This is a genomic window from Kineosporia rhizophila (genome assembly GCF_021277265.1).
GTDB classification, from domain to species: domain Bacteria; phylum Actinomycetota; class Actinomycetes; order Actinomycetales; family Kineosporiaceae; genus Kineosporia; species Kineosporia rhizophila.
In genome coordinates this window covers 89338-106334 of record NZ_JAJSOH010000016.1, presented here as the reverse complement: position 1 = coordinate 106334, position 16997 = coordinate 89338, and the positions used below count along the sequence as shown (strand labels likewise).

Here is a 16997-nt window from a genome sequence, read left to right as displayed (position 1 = left end):
CCGGGCGGGACGGGTCTCAGGTGAAGGCGTCGCGGACGATCTTCCACAGCTTGTGGATGTCGGCGATCATCCGCAGGATCGCCGGGGCGTTGTCGGTCAGCCAGTCCAGCAGGGCCTCGACGTCGTCCAGAATCCTTCTGCGCTTCTTCTTCTTGAGTTCCCCGAGCATGCTGATCACCCGGGCTTCCTCACTCGCACTCAGTGCCATCCGAGCACCTCCTGATGCCTGTCGAAGTTCGGGAGAGGGAACACCGCTCAGTTCTCCCCGTGTTCGGCCCGCCACCGGGCGACGAACTCCTGCACGTCGGGATCGGCCAGTTCGAAGGGGTCGGCGGTCTCCTTCGGGAGCTTCCAGGCCACCTTGCCGGCCGCCTCGACCAGGGTCAGCATCAGGTCGTCGAGCCGGTAGCGCTTCTCCGCCGAGTAGTAGTTGACCGAGTCGGCCCCCAGTTCGGGGACCTGGTCCCGCAGGTGCCGGGCGATGTCCTGGCAGCGGCCCTGAATACTCTTCTCCATGACCGGTTCCGGATAGTTGAGCCGCTCGTCCCACTGCACCGGCTTCATCAGGTCGACCTTGTTCAGGCCGACCACGAGCTGCTTGACCTTCCCTCCGCCGCGCCCGGCCTGCAGGGCGGGGACCACCAGCTCGGAGAAGATCCGCTGGTCCTCGCCGAGGATCCGCTCGCTGGCCTGCATCACGTAGAGCACGACGTCGACCTTCGGCAGTTCCTCCCGGTAGATCTCCTCGAAGACCGCGTCCTCGGCGAGGCCCTCGCCGAGCCCGGGCATGTCGACGACGTGCAGGATGCCCCCGCCGCGCAGTTCGAACTCCTTGTGGCCGGCCTCGGAGGTGCCCCTCAGAGCGTGACTCACCTTCAGCCGGGCCGAGAACAGATTGTTGATCGTCGTGGTCTTGCCCACTCCGGCCTTGCCGATCACGGCGATCCGGGGCGGGTTGGTCGCACGTTCGCGACTGATGACGTCACCGAGTTTCTGGGCGGCCTCGGCGCCCAGTATGCCGTGCAGTTCGCTGTTCACCTTTCCTGATCGAGTGAGCTCGAAAAAGCCCTTCAGAAGGGACGATCGCTTCTCCATCAGTCGATTCCTCCGTGTTCTGCGGATGTTCCGGCCAGCTGGTCGAGCGCCCGGCGTATCCTCTGGCCGACCCGGTCGAGCCCCCACTGCCGGGCGCTGGAACAGGCGATGACGTCCTGGGCCGAGAGTCGGGAGGTGTAGGGCGAGAACTTCTGCAGCAGGTTCGCCGCCTGGTCGGCGAGGGCCTGCTCCTGTCCGGGGGAGGGCCGGTCGGTCCCGGCGTCCCAGTCGTTCGGGCCGATCTCGTCGGCGTGGGTCATGGCCAGGGTGATGCTCGTGCCGGCCCGCATCTCGTGGTCCAGGTCGGCGAGGGCGAGCTGGTCCGGCCGGAACACCCGAGGGTGCGCCGCGACCACCCAGACCACGTGGTCGGCGGTGGGCAGCAGGTCGCGGTACTGCTGCCGGTAGGTGGATTCGGTCTGCAGGCTCTCACCGAAGCCCGGGGTGTCGAGGATCTCCACCTCCAGCGGTGGGTCCCACGAGGGACGAATCAGTTTCGCCCGGACCTGCTGGACGTCGAGTGTCGTCGCCCGGAAGTTCCCGGTCGGCAGCGAGAGCCCGGTCAGGCCGTTGATCAGGGAGGTCTTCCCCGCCCCGCACTTGCCCAGAAAAGCCAGTCGCACCGCTCCTCCTCGGATTCGGTCAGCTGGTGCTGTGACGATGAAAGGTCTACCCGCCCGCCGCGGGGCGAACACCGACCTTTTGCGGCGTTCGTGCGAATGCCGCAATGGGGCGCTCAGGGGGTCTCGATCCGGACCGCAACCGGCTGGCCGGAGACGTACAGGGACGTGGTCCGCGCCGGCGCCGCGATGACGCCGGTTGCGCGAGCCAGTTCGTCGTACAGGTGGCGAGGGGTGACGATCGTGAGAGGAGCTGCGTCTGTCACCGGAGTGAGCAGGTTCTGCATGAAATCCACGGTGGGGCCGGAGATCCCGGCGGCGTCCAGATAGGTCAGGCCCTCGTTCACCACCATCGTCAGTCGCCATCGGTCGTCCTCGTCGACCAGCCGCCGTACGGCCTGGACCAGACCGGCCAGAACGTCGGGCTCGTCGACCCCGGGTGGGAACGCCCCGAGCACCGGTCCTGCCGGATCCGGTTGCCAGTAGAGCCGTTCCATCCGGATCTGGAGCGCGGCCCGGCCCAGGAGGCCGACGAGATCCTCCTGGTCTCCCGGGGCCCCGCGCACCAGGACACACAGGCGGCGGACTCCCACTGCGGCATCGTTCATGGCGCGCCGGTCCTTTCCGAGGGCCAGAGAGGGGACGCCGTCAGCCTGGGCCCGCCGGCCCGGCCCGACACCGACTTTCTGCGGGTTTCACAGATCCGAGGCGATCCGCCGCAGTTCCGCCTCGTCGAGCACGAAGATCTGCCGGTAGCCGGTCCCGATGATCTGCGCGTCCCGCAACTGGGCGAGCACCTTGTTCACCGAACGCTCGTCGGCTGCGACCAGGGCTGCCAGTTCGGACTGGTTCAGCGCCACCGCGATGCCGACGCGGTCGCCGCTGCGCATTCCCCAGTGGCTCACCAGCTCCAGCAGGACCCGGGCCAGCCTCCCGCGGACCGAACCGTCGACGTGGCCCAGTCGCTGGCGCACGGCCGCCCGCAGTCGCCCAGCGGTCACCGCGCTGACGGCCGCTTGGGCGTCGGGGTACCTGGTCAGGAACTCGACGAACGTGCGCGCCCGGATCACCACCGCGATCACCGCGCCGGCGGTGATCGCGGTGGCTGTACGCACGTCGCCCTCGATCGCCCCGAGCTCGCCGATCACGTCTCCGGTGCCACGGATGGCCAGGAAGGCGGAGCGCCCCCGGCCGCCGTCGGTGGTGGCGGTGATCTTCACGTAGCCGTCCAGCACGAGCACCACCTCATGGGCGTCCTCGCCCTCGCGCATCAGCACTCCGTCGGCTGCGAACTGCCTTCGACGCCCCAGCTGCAGCAGGTGCTCGCGGGTCTCCGGCTGCAGCCGGGCCAGGAAGCTTCCAGGGGGAAACACCCATGGCGAATCCATCACGCAGGTCCCACTTCTGTCGATGCCGGTCGGGGCGTCTGGCAGCACGGTCAGGGATCACTGCGCCTGATGATCGTGAGGCAGGTGAACGGACACACGTAGACAAAACGAGGAATATCCACCGAACGGTCAGGAGTGGCCGGTCCGGAGAGCGCTTCCGACTTAAGGCTGAGGGAGCCATCGGGTCGATGGGCCGGTGGACGGACGCGGCGAGGGCGCTCCGGGCGGCAGTGTTGTCCTGGCCAACGACGAACCAGAGGAGAACATCATGAGCAAGCGGTCCGGAACGAGGGTGGCAGTCGGCGGAGCGCTGGTTGCGCTGTTCTCCCTCACCGCCTGTGGGTCTGGGGAAAGTGTCTGCACGGACGACGAGTACCCGGTCGCGGCGATCGGCAGCACCGGGTCGGCCTGCGAACCGAACGGGCAGGAGCCGAGCGAGGGATATGTCAGATACCCCGAGGGCAAGGTTCCCGAGAAGGTCGACGACCAGTGGTACTCGTACTGGCAGGAGCACGTCCTGGACAAGGACGGGAACGAGAGCCCAGCGCCCGCAGAATGACGGCCGGTGAGTGAAAGAAGGGGTGCGACGGCGGACATGAGGGGGACGTAGAGAGCGAAACCTCAGGAGGAAGTCATGACCCGCCGCCCCACTCCTCAGCCCTGGTTCATTGCGATCGCCCTGGCCACCGTCATGGCCGTCGCCGTGGGTGGCTACCTGCTCACCCGCCCCGGTCCGGCCGAGGCCACCACAACTGTGGCCACGGTCGCCGCTTCCCCGGCCTCGGAGATCCCGACGTTCGAGGTGGGAGGAGTGGCGGCCAAGTGCGTCCGCCCGGTTGAGCCCAGCCATCTGCAAGAAGCCGATCTGGTCTTCGCCGGGGAGGTCACCGGCCTGGCCGACGGTCTGGCCGGCCTGCAGGTCACCCGCACCTTCAAGGGCGAGCCCGGGAGCGAGGTGCGGTTGCGGCAGCGGGGCGACTTCTCCGAGGCTCTGAGCGGCGGCGGTGACTTCGAGGTGGGACGTACCTACCTGCTCACGGTTTCTGACGGGGACGTGGCCGACTGCCTGAGCGGCGTGGCTGATGACCCGTCGCTGCAGGAGAGCTACGACGCGGCGTTCCCGTCCGCGGGAAGCTAGGTTCGCCCTCCGTATGCACAGGTGAAAGGATCCCCGTCCGGTTGGACATACGGAGGCGTGGATTCAGTGGGTCGCGACGAGCGGCGGGCACAGTTCGAGGGCCTGATAGCCGCGCTGATGGAGCCGTTACGGCGGTTCCTGGCGCGGCGCACTGACCCGGCGACCGCCGAGGACGCGCTCTCCGAGACGCTGTTGGTGTGCTGGCGGCGTCTGGACGAGGTGCCCGAGCAGCCCCTGCCCTGGGCCTACGGGGTGGCCCGGAACTGCCTGGCCAACGCCGAGCGGAGCCGGCGTCGCCAGGATCGCCTGGTGGCCCGCATCGCCGTCCTTGACCCTCCGCGCCCGACCGGTGACCACACGTCCCCTGATCTGAGTGCTGCTCTGGAACTGCTGCGGCCGCAGGACGCGGAACTGCTGCGGCTGTGGGCCTGGGAGGACCTGACGGCCCCGGAGATCGCCCAGGTGCTGGGCATCTCGGTCAACGCGGCCACGATCCGGCTGCACCGGGCGCGAGAACGGCTGCGGGCCCAGTTGGAGTCGTCCGGCGATACGGGCGGCCACGACACCCCGGCGAAGGAGAGGAGGCAGCGATGACGTCCGACGACGAACTGCGCGAGCAACTGCGCGGAGCCGATCCCGCGCGGTCACTGCCACCTCTACCGGCCGAGAGTGTCTCGGCGTTGGCCGACCGGATCATGGACGAGGTTCCGTCTCCTTCGCGGTTCAGGCCACCTTCGCGGGGTCGTCGGGTCGGGTGGTCCGCCGCTGCAGCCGGTCTCGCGGCGGCCGTCGTGGCGGGTGTGGTGGTCAATCTGAGCGGTGAATCCGAGCCCGGTGTGCAGGCCGAGTCACCCGTGACCGAGCGGGTCGTGCTCGACGGTTCCGGGGCAGAGAGCAAATGCCCCGCCCCCGAGGCGGCCGAACTGCGCACAGTGGACATCGCGGTGGAGGCAACTGTCCGCACCATCAGTGACGGGGTGGTCGCCTTGGCGGTTTCGCACGTCTGGGCCGGTCCCCAGTTCGATGTGCTGGAGGTCGAGCAGACCAGTGGGGCCAGCGAGTCCCTGCTCGGTGGAACGACTTTAGCGCAGGGGGAGACGTATTTGGTGGCCGCCGTGGACGGCCAGGTGCGCGGGTGCGGGTACAGCGGCGTGGCGTCGACTGAGCTGCGCTCCGTGTACGACGAGGCCTTCTGACCGAGTTTTCCTGACGTGGCCGCCGTTGTCGCCTGGTCGGCGACCTGAGCTGAGCAGCCGGCCGATGCTCAGGTACCGCAGAACGTGGTGTACGCCCCGAAGTCGGCCGGCGCGGCCTCCGCGTACCGTTCCAGCCCGGCCCGCTCGTCGTAAGGAGCTGCAACTGCCTCGAGCAGCTGTGCGAACGGGGCCAGGTCCCCGCTGGTGGCCGCGCTCAGAGCCTCCTCGACCAGGTGATTCCGCGGGATGTAGACCGGGTTCACCGTGTCCATCAGCGAGGCCTGAGGGTTCAGACCCCTCCAGCGGGACAGCCACTCGTCCGACAGCGCCGGCTCCGGGAACAGCCGCTGGACCGGCTCGGCGTCACCACGGGCTGCGCCGGACAGGGAGCGGAAGAACGCGGTGTAGTCGACCCGGTGGGTCTGGAGCAGGCCCAGCAGTTCGGCGATCAGTTCGGCGACGAGCACGTCGTCCAGGCCTTCGGGCAGCCCCAGCTTGGCCTGCATACCGACGATCCAGGCGTTCTGGTACTGCGCGGCGAAGCCCTTCAGGCTCTCCACCGCCAGCTCGACCGCCTTGTCCTGGTCGTCGTCGATCAGGGGCAGCAGGGTCTCGGCCAGGCGGGCCAGGTTCCACTCGGCGATACCCGGTTGGTTGCCGAAGGCGTAACGGCCGCCGTGGTCGATCGAGCTGTACACCGTGGCCGGGTCGTACGCGTCGACGAAGGCGCAGGGGCCGTAGTCGATGGTCTCGCCCGAGATCGTCATGTTGTCGGTGTTCATCACGCCGTGCACGAACCCGATCAGCATCCAGCGGGCCAGCAGGGCGGCCTGCGCGGCGGCCACCGCCTCGAACAGAGCCAAGTAAGGACGCTCGGCCTGGGCGGCGCTGGCGTGGTGCCGGTTGATGGCGTGGTCGGCCAGGCGGCGGAGCAGCTCCACATCTCCGGTGGCTCGCGCGTACTGGAAACTGCCGACCCGTAGGTGGCTGCTCGCCACCCGGGCCAGCACCGCACCGGGCAGAAGGGTCTCGCGCTGTACCTGACGCCCGGTGGCCACCACCGCCAGCGAACGGGTGGTGGGGATGCCGAGGGCGTGCATGGCCTGGCTGATCACGTATTCGCGCAGCATCGGGCCGACCGCCGCCAGCCCGTCGCCCCCGCGGGAGAAAGGCGTACGCCCGGAGCCCTTCAGGTGCAGGTCGCGAAGGCTGCCGTCAGCGGCGGTCAGTTCGCCCAGCAGCAGCGCCCGCCCGTCGCCCAGCCGGGGCGAGAACCCGCCGAACTGGTGCCCGGAGTAGGCCTGAGCCACCGGGGTGGCGCCCTCGGGAACGCTCCTGCCCAGCAGCAGTTGCACCCCTTCGTCGCTGCGCAGCCAGGCCGGGTCGAGACCCAGCTCCGTAGCAAGGGGTTCGTTGAGCACCAGCACCCGAGGCGCGGGGGCAGCATCGCCGGTGAAGGGAATCGCCATCTCGGGCAGTTCCCGGGCGAAGCGGTTGTCCAGTCGGAACGTGACGCTCATGCCTCCGAGCCTACGTCTGGCAGTTGGCCCTGCCACCACAGCCAGGCCCCGCCCCATTATTCACCGATTTGCCCGACTATGGACATCGTTGCCCTGTCGCGATAAGAATGCTGGCACCAACGCGTGTAGCTATTCCGCGCTCGACGGCGAGCGCCGAGAGGTGGGGCAAGGATGCCCGGTTCACGAAGGCGCCCGATGTGGATGCTGCTCGGCATCGCGTTGGCGGTGCTGCTCCCCGCAGTCGCGTTCGTACCGAACGCCCACGCCGTCGCCGGAGCCCAGGCGGTGATCTCCGGTCAGGCACGCTTCCAGGTGCTCTCGCCGACCCTGATCCGCACCGAGTACGCGGGCAACCAGGCGTTCGTCGATGCCGGGACCTTCAACGTGGTCGGCCGCGACACCTTCCGGACCCCGCGCTTCACCACCCGCACGTCCAAGGGCTGGCTGAACATCGACACCGGAGAGCTGCTCCTGCGCTACAAGGTCGGCTCGGGCCAGTTCACCGGGGAGAACCTGCAGATCAGCCTGAAAGCCGGCCGGCAGCAGGTGGAGGCCTCGCCGTGGGCCGGTCAGGGGGCGGTGAACTGTGTGTTCGGACGGCTCTGTGAGGCGGAGGCACTCTCGCTGAACGGACTTGCCTCGGCCGTCAACCATTCCGGCTACACCGGGAACGGTTTCGTGGCCGGCTACGAGGGGTCCGGCAACTTCCTGCGCTTCTCGGTCGAGGCGCCCTCGGCGGGGACGTTCCAGCTGGCCGTGCGCTACGCGAACGCACAGGGTGGCGACGGCCAGATCACCGAGCGCACCCTGCGTGCGGTGGTGGACGGCGACGCGGGCCGTCAGTTCACGTTGCCGCCTACTGCCGCCTGGAACGCCTGGTCGGTGGTCACCGTGCCCCTGGAACTGAGCGCGGGCCGTCACGAGGTGAAGATCGTTCGCGGCCCGGCCGAATCGGGAAACCTGAACGTCGACAGCGTCGCCGTCCAGGAGCCCGGGGCCGCGTACCCGGCACCGGGACCGCCAGAACCGGAGCCCTGCGCATTTGGGGACGTCTGTGAGGCCGACGGCGGCGAGCTCGCCGGCGGCGCGAAGAAGGCGGATGATCACAACGGCGCCTCCCAGGGCAGTTTCGTCGCCGGGCTGGAAGGTGTGACGGCCTCGGACACGCTGACCGTGACCGATGTGCCCAGAACCGGTTCCTACCGGATCCAACTGCGGTACGCCAACGGCAAGGCGGGTTCTCAACCCGTCCAGACGCGTTCGGTGAGTGCCCAGACCGAGGGTTCACCAGCGTCCCTCATCGACTTGAAACCGACCAGCGGCTGGGACTACTGGCGTACGGTCGCCGCGCCGGTCCAGCTCGCGGCCGGAACGAACCAGGTGAAGATCGGCTGCCCGACCGAGGCGAGCTGCCACATCAACCTCGACACCGTCGCGTTCACCCAGGCCGACTCCCCGCTGCTGGCGCCGCACGCACCGCTGGGGGGCTACCGGCGGGGCCTGGACGGCGTCGACGGAGTGGCCCGGACCGTGCCGGGCCTGCTGTTCCACGACGGCTGGTCACTGCTCGACGACACGGCTTCGGCCCTGTGGCAGCCTAAGTCGAAGAAGGTCACCCAGCGACCCGCGGTCCCGGGCGGCTACCAGGACGGCTACGTCTTCGGTTACGGGCAGGACTACGACGCCGCGCTCGCCGACCTGGGCAGGCTCACCGGGCCCACCCTTCTGCTGCCGAAGTGGGCCTACGGCGTCTGGTACGCGGAGTACTACGACCGTACGGCCGCCGACTTCCAGGACGTCATCGTGCCCCGCTTCAAGGCCGAGGGGGTGCCGCTGGACGTGCTCGTGGTCGACACCGACTACAAGACCCCCGACCTGTGGAACGGCTGGTCGATCGACAAGACCAAGTTCCCCGACCCCAAGGGCTTCTTCGACTGGGCCCGTAAGGAGGGGCTGCACACGACCCTGAACATCCATCCGAGCATCATGGGCAACGACCCCCAGTTCGCGGCCGCGCAGGACAGGGCCAAGGGCAAGCTGGCCCGCACCGGATGCAACGGCGGGCCCGACTGCTATACCTTCGACTGGGGTGATTCCGACCAGCTGGCCTCCTACCTCGAGCTGCACGACGAGATGGAGAGCTACGGCGTGGACTTCTGGTGGCTGGACTGGTGCTGCGATGCCTCCCAGTCCACGCTGCCCGGGGTCACCCCGGACGCCTGGATCAACCAGCAGTACGCCGATCGCAACGGGTTCGCGTTCAGCCGGGCGTACGGTTCGCTGCAGGCCGGCGGGTACGGGAACCCGGCGCCGCTGCCCACCGGTCCATGGGCGGACAAGCGGACCACGCTGCACTTCACCGGGGACACCACCTCGAGCTGGGCGTCGTTGCAGGCGCAGGTGGGTTACACGCCGGGGGAGGGAGTAGCGACCGGGCTGGCGGCGGTCAGCCATGACATCGGTGGTCACACCGGCGGACTGCAGGAGCCGGGTTCGGAGCCGGGGAGCACCAAGCTGCCGGACGACCTGTACGCCCGCTGGGTGCAGCTGGGCACGTTCCAGCCGATCGACCGGCTGCACTCCAACCACAGCGACCGGCTGCCCTGGCAGTACGGGCCGGCTGCGGAGGCATCGGCCAAGAAGTTCCTGAAGCTGCGCCGCACCCTGCTGCCCTACACCTACAGGGCGGCTCAGGAGGCCACCCGCACCGGCACCCCGATCACACGCCCGCTGTACCTGGCCTACCCCAAGGAGCAGGAGGCGTATGCCACCGCGGGAACGCAGTACCTGTACGGGCCTGACCTCCTGGTCGCCCCGGTGACCTCCCCGGGGACCAGCGCCACCACGTCGGTCTGGTTCCCACCCGGCAGCACCTGGACCGATGGCTTCACCGGCAAGAAGTACCGAGGCGGTACCACGGCCGAGATCACGAGCACGCTCGACACCATGCCGGTGTTCGTGCGCTCTGGCGGCAAGGTGCCCGGCTTCTGAGAGGAAAGGGCTGCCGGACCGACTGCCCGGCGAGGGCACTCGAGTGGTAAGGGTCAGGCGGGGGCGAGGTTCCGCCGGGGCAGCGGGCTGGAGTAGACGACGTTGGTGGTGATCCCGCCCAGCGTGGCCAGCCTGCCGGTGATCCGCTCGAGGTCACGCATGGAACGGGCCAGCACCTTGAGCACGAAGCAGTCGTCGCCGGTGACGTGGTGCGCCTCGATCACCTCGGGGGTCACGTCGAGCAGGTCGTGCAGCGGCTTGTAGTTGCCACTGGGGTAGGCCAGCCGGACGAACGCGGTCACGCTGTAGCCCAGGGCCTCCGGATCAAGAACGGCGCTGTAGCCCACGATCACGCCGCTGTCGGTCAGCCGGCGCAGGCGCTCGGTGGTCGCGCTGGCCGACAGGCTGATGGCCCGGCCCAGGTCGGCGACCGAGATCCGGCCGTCCTCCTGCAGCTCCTCCAGAATGCGATGATCGGTCGCATCCAGTGACGGCCGTGGATTCGTCGACATGCTGCGCAAGCTACCAGCGAATCCACGGCCACAAGCCGTAGGTGCCGTGGGATGCCCATGGTGCCCACCGGCGTCCTCAGGTTGTCTGGAGGCATGAAAACCCCGCTCACAGCCGCCGCCTTCTTCGCCGCCAAACTCGCCTTCCAGACCGACCCGGCCGACCTCGCGGCAGCCCGGGCCGCCGGCGCCGCGCCCCTGGTCATCGACGTGCGCTCCGAGGAGGGATGGCGGGCCGGACGCATCCCGGGGGCAGTGCACATCCCCGGCCCGCGGTTGCTCGAACGCATCGGCGAGGTGGCACCCGACCTCGGCACCGCGATCGTCGTGTACTGCTGGGGTCCCGGCTGCAACGGCAGCACCAAGGCCGGTCTGGATCTCGCCACCCGGGGCTACACCGCGGTCAAGGAACTCATCGGCGGATTCGAGTACTGGGTCCGGGAGGGACTGGCGGTCGCCACCGAGACCGGCCGTACCCGCCAGGCGCCCGATCCCCTGGCCGCGCCGGTCTGAAGCCTAGGGCCGGTCTCGAGCCTAGGCTGGGGGCACCTCAGGTCCCCTGCCACGAAGGAGCCGCCCGTGTCCCCGGCCAATCCGCTCGACGAGGCCACCTGGGAACGCCTGGGCACACTGATGGACCAGGTGATCCCGCCCGACGAGTACCCCTCGGCCTCCCAGGCCGGGGGCGTCGGGTTCCTGGCCTCACTGCTGGCCGAGCGCCCCGACTGGATCGAGCGCCTGCAGGCAGTGGCCCGGGAGGCGACTGCGAGCGAACACTGGGACTGGTTCGCCGAGATGGTCGCGGGCGGCTACTACGCCGATCCGGCGAACGGCGGTAACGCCGGGGCGGCCTCGTGGCGCATGGTGGGCTGGCAGGCCGAACCTCTGGGGGGCTGGCCCGATCCGGTACCCGCCGCCGAAGCCGCGCGCACGATCGTCCATCCGAGGGATCTCGAAAGTCGTTACGACGCGATCGTGATCGGCTCGGGTGCCGGTGGCGGGGTGGCCGCCTGCGGTCTGGCCGAGGCCGGTCGCCGGGTGCTGGTGGTGGAGGCGGGCCAGTGGCCCTCGATCGACGAACTGCATCGCGATCATCTGCGGAACCCTCGTTCGGACTGGGGTCTCGCACCGCTGAGTGGTCCAACGGATGCTGAACATGTACGGGTGCTCGAAAACGGCCAAATAGTAACGCCGTTGGACGGGTCCTGGAACAACAACGCCTTCACCGCCGGTGGTGGCACCCGCGTCTACGGCGCCCAGGCCTGGCGTTTCAGCCCGCTCGACTTCCGCATGGCCTCCACCTACGGGGTGCCGGAGGGCAGTGCGCTCAAGGACTGGCCGATCTCCTACGAGGACCTCGAGCCCTACTACGAACGCGCCGAATGGGAGATCGGAGTCAGCGGAGGCCCGCACGACGGTCGCTGGGCCGGCCCCCGCGCTCGCGAGCTTCCAATGCCGGCGCTGTCCAGCGGATCTCGGCGGGAGCGCCTGGCCCAGGCCGCCGAGTCTCTGGGCTTCGGCACCGTGCCTGTGCCCCTGCTGATCAATTCGCGGCCTTACCTGGGCCGTCGCGCCTGCTCACAGTGCAACCTGTGTATCGGGTTCTCCTGCCCCGACGATGCCAAGAACGGCTCGCAGAACACCATGCTCACGCGGGCTTTCGCCACCGGCCGGGCGCAGATCGTCCTGGGCACAAGGGCTTCTCAACTGCTTACGGACGTCCATGGGCGCGTTGTCGGGGCCACTCTCGTCGGCGAGGTGGACGGGGTGGTGTGGCGGCGCGACATCCACGCCGCCGAGATCGTGGTGTCGGCCGGCGCGGTGGAGTCGGCGCGACTGCTGCTCAACAGCCGCAGCGATCGCGAACCCGACGGCATCGGCAACAACAACGACCTCGTCGGGCGCCATCTGCAGGGTCACGTCTACGGCGGTGCTCTCGGGCTTTTCGAGGATGTGGTCGAAGACCTGATCGGTCCGGGCCCGTCGATCGCCACCACCGACTACCGCCATCACAACGGCGACATCGTCGGTGGCGGCATCATTGCCGACGAGTTCGTGGCCACACCGGCCAACACCTACTGGTACCTGGTCAGCGCCGGCTTCATCCCTCGTACCGGCCCGGCGAGTAAGGAGGGCATGCGCCGTTACGTACGCCGCAGCCTGCGCCTGATGGGCCCGGTGCAGGAGATGACCTCGGCCGAATCACGGGTGCGGGTGGACGAGAACGTGCGCGACCCCTTCGGTGTGCCGGTGGCGCGCTTCAGCGGCAGCATCCACCCCGAAGACCTGCGCGCGCGGGACTTCACGAGCCGGACGAGCGGCACCTGGCTGCGAGCGGCCGGAGCGGTGAACGTTGCCGAGTTCGGCGGAGCGCGGAAAGGTCCTTCCGGGGGCCAGCATCAGGCCGGAACCCTGCGCATGGGCTCGGACCCGTCGAACTCGGTGGTGGACGAGTACGGCCGGGTGTGGGGGCACGAGAACCTGCGCATCATGGACGGTTCGGTGCACGTCACGAACGGCGGGGTGAACCCGGTGCTGACCATCTTCGCCACCGCCCTGCGCAGCGTGGAGCAGATGACCGGCGGATCACAGTGAGGTCGTGCCCCGCACCCGATGCCCGGTGGCGATCGACTCACCCGAGATCGCGCCCGCGCGCGGGGAAATCAGGAACGTGACCAGGTCCGCGATCTGCTCAGGACTGGACTCGCCCGGACGCCCCGGCTGCACCTCGGCCGCCGGATCCTCGGTCACCGGCCCCGGATTGACCACGTTCACCGTGACTCCCGACCCGGCAGCCCCGTCGGCCAGGTTCTTCGCCGCCACGATCAGCGCCGCATTGCGCACTGCCCCGGTCACATTGCCGGTCAGGAAGGCGTTCTGCCCACTGATCCCGACGATCCGGCCGTAACCGGCGGCGGTCATGACCGGCAGCGCCGCATTCACCAGCCGCAGGAACGACAACGCCTTCGCATCGACCGCCTCCAGCACCTGCTCCGGATCGGAGTTACGCGCCGGATCGAGCGTCTGCGCGCTCGGCGCCGCCGTCACCACCAGCCCGTCCAGCCGGCCGTGCTGCTCCAGCACCGCCGCGAACCCGGCCTGCACCGACTGCTGATCCTGCGCATCGATCACCAGCCCCTCCTCGGCATGCCGCGAGGCGACCAGCGCCGTGGCGCCCTCCTGCCGCAGCCGCCCCACCACCGCCCGCCCGATCAGCCCGGTACCGCCCACCACCAGAACGACGCGCCCACCCAGTTCAAGGTCCACGGCCACGACCCTACCGACCAAGGGCAAAGCAGAAACCGGGGACGACGCGAGCGCGTCGTCCCCGGTCCCCGTCGCTCACACCCGGGCGTCCTCGACCACGGGATCGGCGTCCGGTTCGGCCACGTGCCCGTCGGACAGTTCCTTCTCCGGCAGCAGGAAGGCCAGGACCAGGCCGACCGCGAAGATCGGGATCAGGTACAGGAACACCGGCGTCAGGGCGTGCTGGTAGGAGGCGATCACCGCGTCCTGGGCGGCCTGGGGCAGGGCGTGCACCAGGGCCGGGGTCAGCGAGTCGGCATTGCCCACGGCCTGGGCCGAGGACGCGTCCAGACGCTGGGCGAGCTGGTCGGTCAGGCGGCTGGTGAACACCGCTCCCACCGCCGCGATGCCCAGGGTGGCGCCGATCTCCCGGAAGAAGTTGTTCGCCGAGGTGGCGGTGCCGACGTCCGAGGCGGGGAAGTCGTTCTGCACGGCCAGCACCAGGGTCTGCATCATCAGGCCCAGGCCGGCGCCCAGGATGAAGACGTACACGCAGATCAGGGCGAGCACGGTGTCCACCGTGAGGGTGCTCATGGCCAGGGCGGCGACCATGACCAGGGCGACGCCGGCGATCGGGTACCAGCGGTAGCGGCCGGTGCGGCTGATCGCGTTGCCCGAGGGGATCGCCGCCGACATGATGCCGACCACCATCGGGATCAGCAGCAGCCCGGACTCGGTGGCGCTGACGCCGTAGACCATCTGCAGGTAGGTGGGCAGGTAGCCGATGATCGCGAACATCCCGACGCCGATCACGATCATGCCGATCAGCGTGGCCAGGTTGAAGATGCGGCTGCGGAACAGGTGCAGCGGGATCAGCGGTTCCTCGACGCGCGACTCCCAGACGAAGAACAGGACCCAGGCCAGGATGCCGCCGGCGCCGGTGCCCAGCACGATCGGGTCGGTCCAGTCGTACTCCGTGCCGCCCCAGTCGGCCACCAGCACGGTGCTGGTCACGGCCGCGGCCATCAGCACGAAGCCGACCACGTCCAGGCGGGCCTGGACCTGGCGCTTGGGCAGCTTGAGCACCACGGCGCAGACCACCAGGGCCAGGATGCCCAGGGGCAGGTTGATCCAGAACGCCCAGCGCCAGCCGATGCTGTCGGTGAACCAGCCGCCCAGCAGCGGGCCGGCCACGGAGGAGAGACCGAAGACGGCGCCGATGGGCGCCATGTACTTGGCCCGCTGACGGGCCGGCACCAGGTCGGCGATGATCGCCTGCGAGGTGATCATCAGGCCACCGCCGCCCAGACCCTGGATACCCCGGCCGATGATCAGCCAGGTCATGTCCTGCGCCAGTGCAGCGATGGTGGAACCGACCAGGAAGATCCCGATGCCCGACAGGAACAGCGTCTTACGGCCGATCAGGTCGCCGATGCGGCCGTAGACCGGCATCGCGATGGTGGCGGCCAGGATGTACGCGGTGGTCACCCAGGCCATGTGCTGCACGCCGTGCAGTTCACCCACGATGGTGGGCAGGGCGGTGCTGACGATGGTCTGGTCCAGCGCGGACAGCAGCATGGTGAGCATGAGACCGCTGAAGATCACCCAGAAGTTGGCGGGAACCTCGGAAGGCCCGCTGTTCTGCGGTGCTCGCGCGGCCGGCAGTGATTCGGCCATGGTGGAACTCTCCGGAAAAGAAGATTGAGGACGGGGGTGCGCGCCTTCGCGCGGGGATCTCGCCTCAGGGGGCGAGGAAGCTGTGGAACAGGGCCACGGTCTGCTCGACCTGGGGCAGCAGGTCCGGTGAGGAGTGCGGGCTGCGCGACCAGCTCTGCAGACCGGTCCGGATCGCCGAGAAGGCGAGCGAGGTGATCAGTACCGGCGTCACGTCGAGCGGGTCCAGGCCCAGGCGCTGGGCGGCGACCTCGCCCACGCTCCGCTCGAACCGCTCGAAGTTGGTCAGCATGGCCGCCATCAGCGCCGGATGCTGCTGAGCCAGTTCCATGACCTGGCTCAGCTCCTCGCGCTGGGGCTGGTTCTCCGACAACTCGCGCAGCAGCAGCCGGGTCAGGTCGCGCAGCACCTGCACCGGCTCCTGCCCGGGCTGGGCCAGGAACTCGGCCAGCGCGTCGTCGGGCAGGACCGTCGGCCCGGCGATGACGGCCGCCTCCTTCGATGGGAAGTAGTTGAAGAAGGTGCGCCGCGAGATGCCGGCCGCGCTGCTGATCATGTCGACGGTGACGTGCTCGAACCCGTGCTCGCCGACCAGCCGGAGGGTGGCCTCGTGGATCTCCCGCTCCGTCGCCTTCCGGCGCCGCTGCCGCAGATCACCCTGCTTCGCTTCCATACCTGCAAGTATTGCACGTCGTGCAAGTTTTGCGCGCTGAGCATTCGGGTGAACCTATGAAAGGCATTTTCGCTAATGGAGCGGAAATTCCGTTCCAAGATCGGTATATGCTTCCCAGATGGTTCGGTCAAGACAAGCTCTTGTGGGTGCGCATGCGTACCCGTACCCTGGCGCGGACGATCCAGGGAGGTCCGGCATGGCCGATGCGAATATCCGGCTACCTGAAGAGGCGAGAGACCGTCTGGCCGCAGTCGCTGCGGCTCAGGGCCTCTCGTTGAGGGCCTACTTGTCCCGCCTGGCCGCAGAAGTCGCAACCCCTGCGGAGCTGGCCGAGCGCGCCGAGCGGGCTCGGGCGGTTCTCCAGGAGTGGAACGGCTACGACCCGTCTGCGCAGAGCGCTGCCGACGCCCGCGCGGAGCTCAACCGCCGGCTGCGTGCGCTGCCGTCCGTGCAGCGGTGAGCCCGGCATCAGGGCACTGGGTGCAGATGCTGCACATCATCTTCGACGACTCCGCGCTCGTGGCCGCGGGCCGAGGCAACGCACTCGCTTCTGCGCTCATCGCTCAGGCGCATCCGATGCCCGCCCGGGGCCAGGACGATGCAGATCCGGACGAGGAGGCTCCGATCGCCCGGATCTACGTGGCTGCCTGTGCCCTGGTCGAGGCTGAGCGAACGCGTCCCGGTACCGGAGCGCACATCGCGGCCTTGCCGAACCTCGAGGTCCTTCCTCTGGATCTGGCTGCTGCACTGCAGGTGGCGGACTCGCAGGAGTGGGCGGCCTCGCACACGCTTCACGCTGCCCGGCCTTCCCCGGAGTTACCGGAAGGGGCGGTGGTTGCCACCACCCGGCCGGAAGAGTGGGCCGGTCGCCCCGTCCGGGTGCTGGATCTGTCCCCGTGAGGTCGTTGGCTGAGCGGCGCTCGCACCGGCTCCTGGCGAGCTGCGGG

General features: G+C 69.0%; 19 protein-coding genes. 9 read left to right on the top strand and 10 right to left on the bottom strand.

Features of this window, described 5'->3' with window-relative positions; translation table 11 throughout:
- Positions 1–16: 16 nt before the first annotated feature.
- The 5 genes from LWF15_RS22045 to LWF15_RS22025 all read right to left on the bottom strand — a co-directional run bounded on the left by LWF15_RS22045 (position 17) and on the right by LWF15_RS22025 (position 3088).
- Positions 17–208, bottom strand: a complete 192-nt coding sequence (locus LWF15_RS22045; protein ID WP_232812788.1) for a hypothetical protein — start codon at positions 206–208, stop codon at positions 17–19.
- A 47-nt stretch (positions 209–255) separates the two neighbouring features.
- Positions 256–1095, bottom strand: coding sequence for a GTPase family protein (locus LWF15_RS22040; protein WP_232812787.1), 840 nt, complete (start codon positions 1093–1095; stop codon positions 256–258).
- Entirely contained in the window at positions 1095–1718 is a 624-nt protein-coding gene (locus LWF15_RS22035) for a GTPase (RefSeq protein ID WP_232812786.1), read from the bottom strand. Before LWF15_RS22035 ends, LWF15_RS22040 begins: the two co-directional genes overlap by 1 nt.
- Before the next feature lie 113 nt (positions 1719–1831).
- Positions 1832–2323: a hypothetical protein gene (locus LWF15_RS22030; protein WP_232812785.1), complete on the bottom strand. Its 492-nt coding sequence runs from the start codon at positions 2321–2323 to the stop codon at positions 1832–1834.
- Between the two features lie 87 nt (positions 2324–2410).
- Positions 2411–3088 (bottom strand): Crp/Fnr family transcriptional regulator, encoded by a 678-nt coding sequence (locus LWF15_RS22025; protein WP_232812784.1) that lies wholly within the window; start codon positions 3086–3088, stop codon positions 2411–2413.
- Positions 3089–3371: 283 nt separating this feature from the next.
- Between LWF15_RS22025 and LWF15_RS22020 the strand changes: the two genes are divergently transcribed.
- From LWF15_RS22020 to LWF15_RS22005, 4 genes are all read left to right on the top strand, one after another.
- Positions 3372–3662 (top strand): SCO0607 family lipoprotein, encoded by a 291-nt coding sequence (locus LWF15_RS22020; RefSeq protein ID WP_232812783.1) that lies wholly within the window; start codon positions 3372–3374, stop codon positions 3660–3662.
- 75 nt (positions 3663–3737) lie between these two features.
- Entirely contained in the window at positions 3738–4241 is a 504-nt protein-coding gene (locus LWF15_RS22015; protein ID WP_232812782.1) for a hypothetical protein, read from the top strand.
- 57 nt (positions 4242–4298) lie between these two features.
- Complete coding sequence (locus LWF15_RS22010) at positions 4299–4835, top strand: RNA polymerase sigma factor (protein WP_232812781.1); 537 nt, start codon at positions 4299–4301, stop codon at positions 4833–4835.
- On the top strand, positions 4832–5437 hold the full coding sequence (locus tag LWF15_RS22005) for a hypothetical protein (RefSeq protein WP_232812780.1): 606 nt from the start codon (positions 4832–4834) through the stop codon (positions 5435–5437). Before LWF15_RS22010 ends, LWF15_RS22005 begins: the two co-directional genes overlap by 4 nt.
- 68 nt (positions 5438–5505) lie before the next feature.
- On the opposite strand, the gene LWF15_RS22000 is transcribed toward LWF15_RS22005, so the two are convergent.
- Entirely contained in the window at positions 5506–6957 is a 1452-nt protein-coding gene (locus LWF15_RS22000; protein ID WP_232812779.1) for a protein adenylyltransferase SelO, read from the bottom strand.
- Positions 6958–7128: 171 nt separating this feature from the next.
- On the opposite strand from LWF15_RS22000, the gene LWF15_RS21995 reads away from it, so the two are divergent.
- Entirely contained in the window at positions 7129–9948 is a 2820-nt protein-coding gene (locus LWF15_RS21995; protein ID WP_232812778.1) for a TIM-barrel domain-containing protein, read from the top strand.
- Positions 9949–10001: 53 nt separating this feature from the next.
- Here the strand turns inward: LWF15_RS21995 and LWF15_RS21990 are convergent, their stop codons facing one another.
- Positions 10002–10460, bottom strand: a complete 459-nt coding sequence (locus tag LWF15_RS21990; protein ID WP_232812777.1) for an Lrp/AsnC family transcriptional regulator — start codon at positions 10458–10460, stop codon at positions 10002–10004.
- Between the two features lie 93 nt (positions 10461–10553).
- Between LWF15_RS21990 and LWF15_RS21985 the strand changes: the two genes are divergently transcribed.
- Positions 10554–10970: a rhodanese-like domain-containing protein gene (locus LWF15_RS21985; RefSeq protein WP_232812776.1), complete on the top strand. Its 417-nt coding sequence runs from the start codon at positions 10554–10556 to the stop codon at positions 10968–10970.
- A gap of 66 nt (positions 10971–11036) precedes the next feature.
- Positions 11037–13052 (top strand): GMC oxidoreductase, encoded by a 2016-nt coding sequence (locus LWF15_RS21980; RefSeq protein WP_232812775.1) that lies wholly within the window; start codon positions 11037–11039, stop codon positions 13050–13052.
- Here LWF15_RS21980 and LWF15_RS21975 read toward each other — a convergent pair.
- From LWF15_RS21975 to LWF15_RS21965, 3 genes are all read right to left on the bottom strand, one after another.
- Complete coding sequence (locus LWF15_RS21975) at positions 13044–13724, bottom strand: SDR family oxidoreductase (protein ID WP_232812774.1); 681 nt, start codon at positions 13722–13724, stop codon at positions 13044–13046. The genes LWF15_RS21980 and LWF15_RS21975 overlap by 9 nt on opposite strands.
- 75 nt (positions 13725–13799) lie before the next feature.
- Positions 13800–15380: an MDR family MFS transporter gene (locus tag LWF15_RS21970; protein WP_232812773.1), complete on the bottom strand. Its 1581-nt coding sequence runs from the start codon at positions 15378–15380 to the stop codon at positions 13800–13802.
- A 64-nt stretch (positions 15381–15444) separates the two neighbouring features.
- Entirely contained in the window at positions 15445–16050 is a 606-nt protein-coding gene (locus LWF15_RS21965; protein ID WP_232812772.1) for a TetR family transcriptional regulator, read from the bottom strand.
- Between the two features lie 196 nt (positions 16051–16246).
- Between LWF15_RS21965 and LWF15_RS21960 the strand changes: the two genes are divergently transcribed.
- A complete protein-coding gene (locus LWF15_RS21960) occupies positions 16247–16510 on the top strand; it encodes a hypothetical protein (RefSeq protein ID WP_232812771.1) in 264 nt (87 codons plus the stop codon).
- Positions 16507–16950, top strand: a complete 444-nt coding sequence (locus tag LWF15_RS21955; protein ID WP_232812770.1) for a PIN domain-containing protein — start codon at positions 16507–16509, stop codon at positions 16948–16950. The genes LWF15_RS21960 and LWF15_RS21955 overlap by 4 nt, the downstream gene beginning before the upstream one ends.
- Positions 16951–16997: the final 47 nt, after the last annotated feature.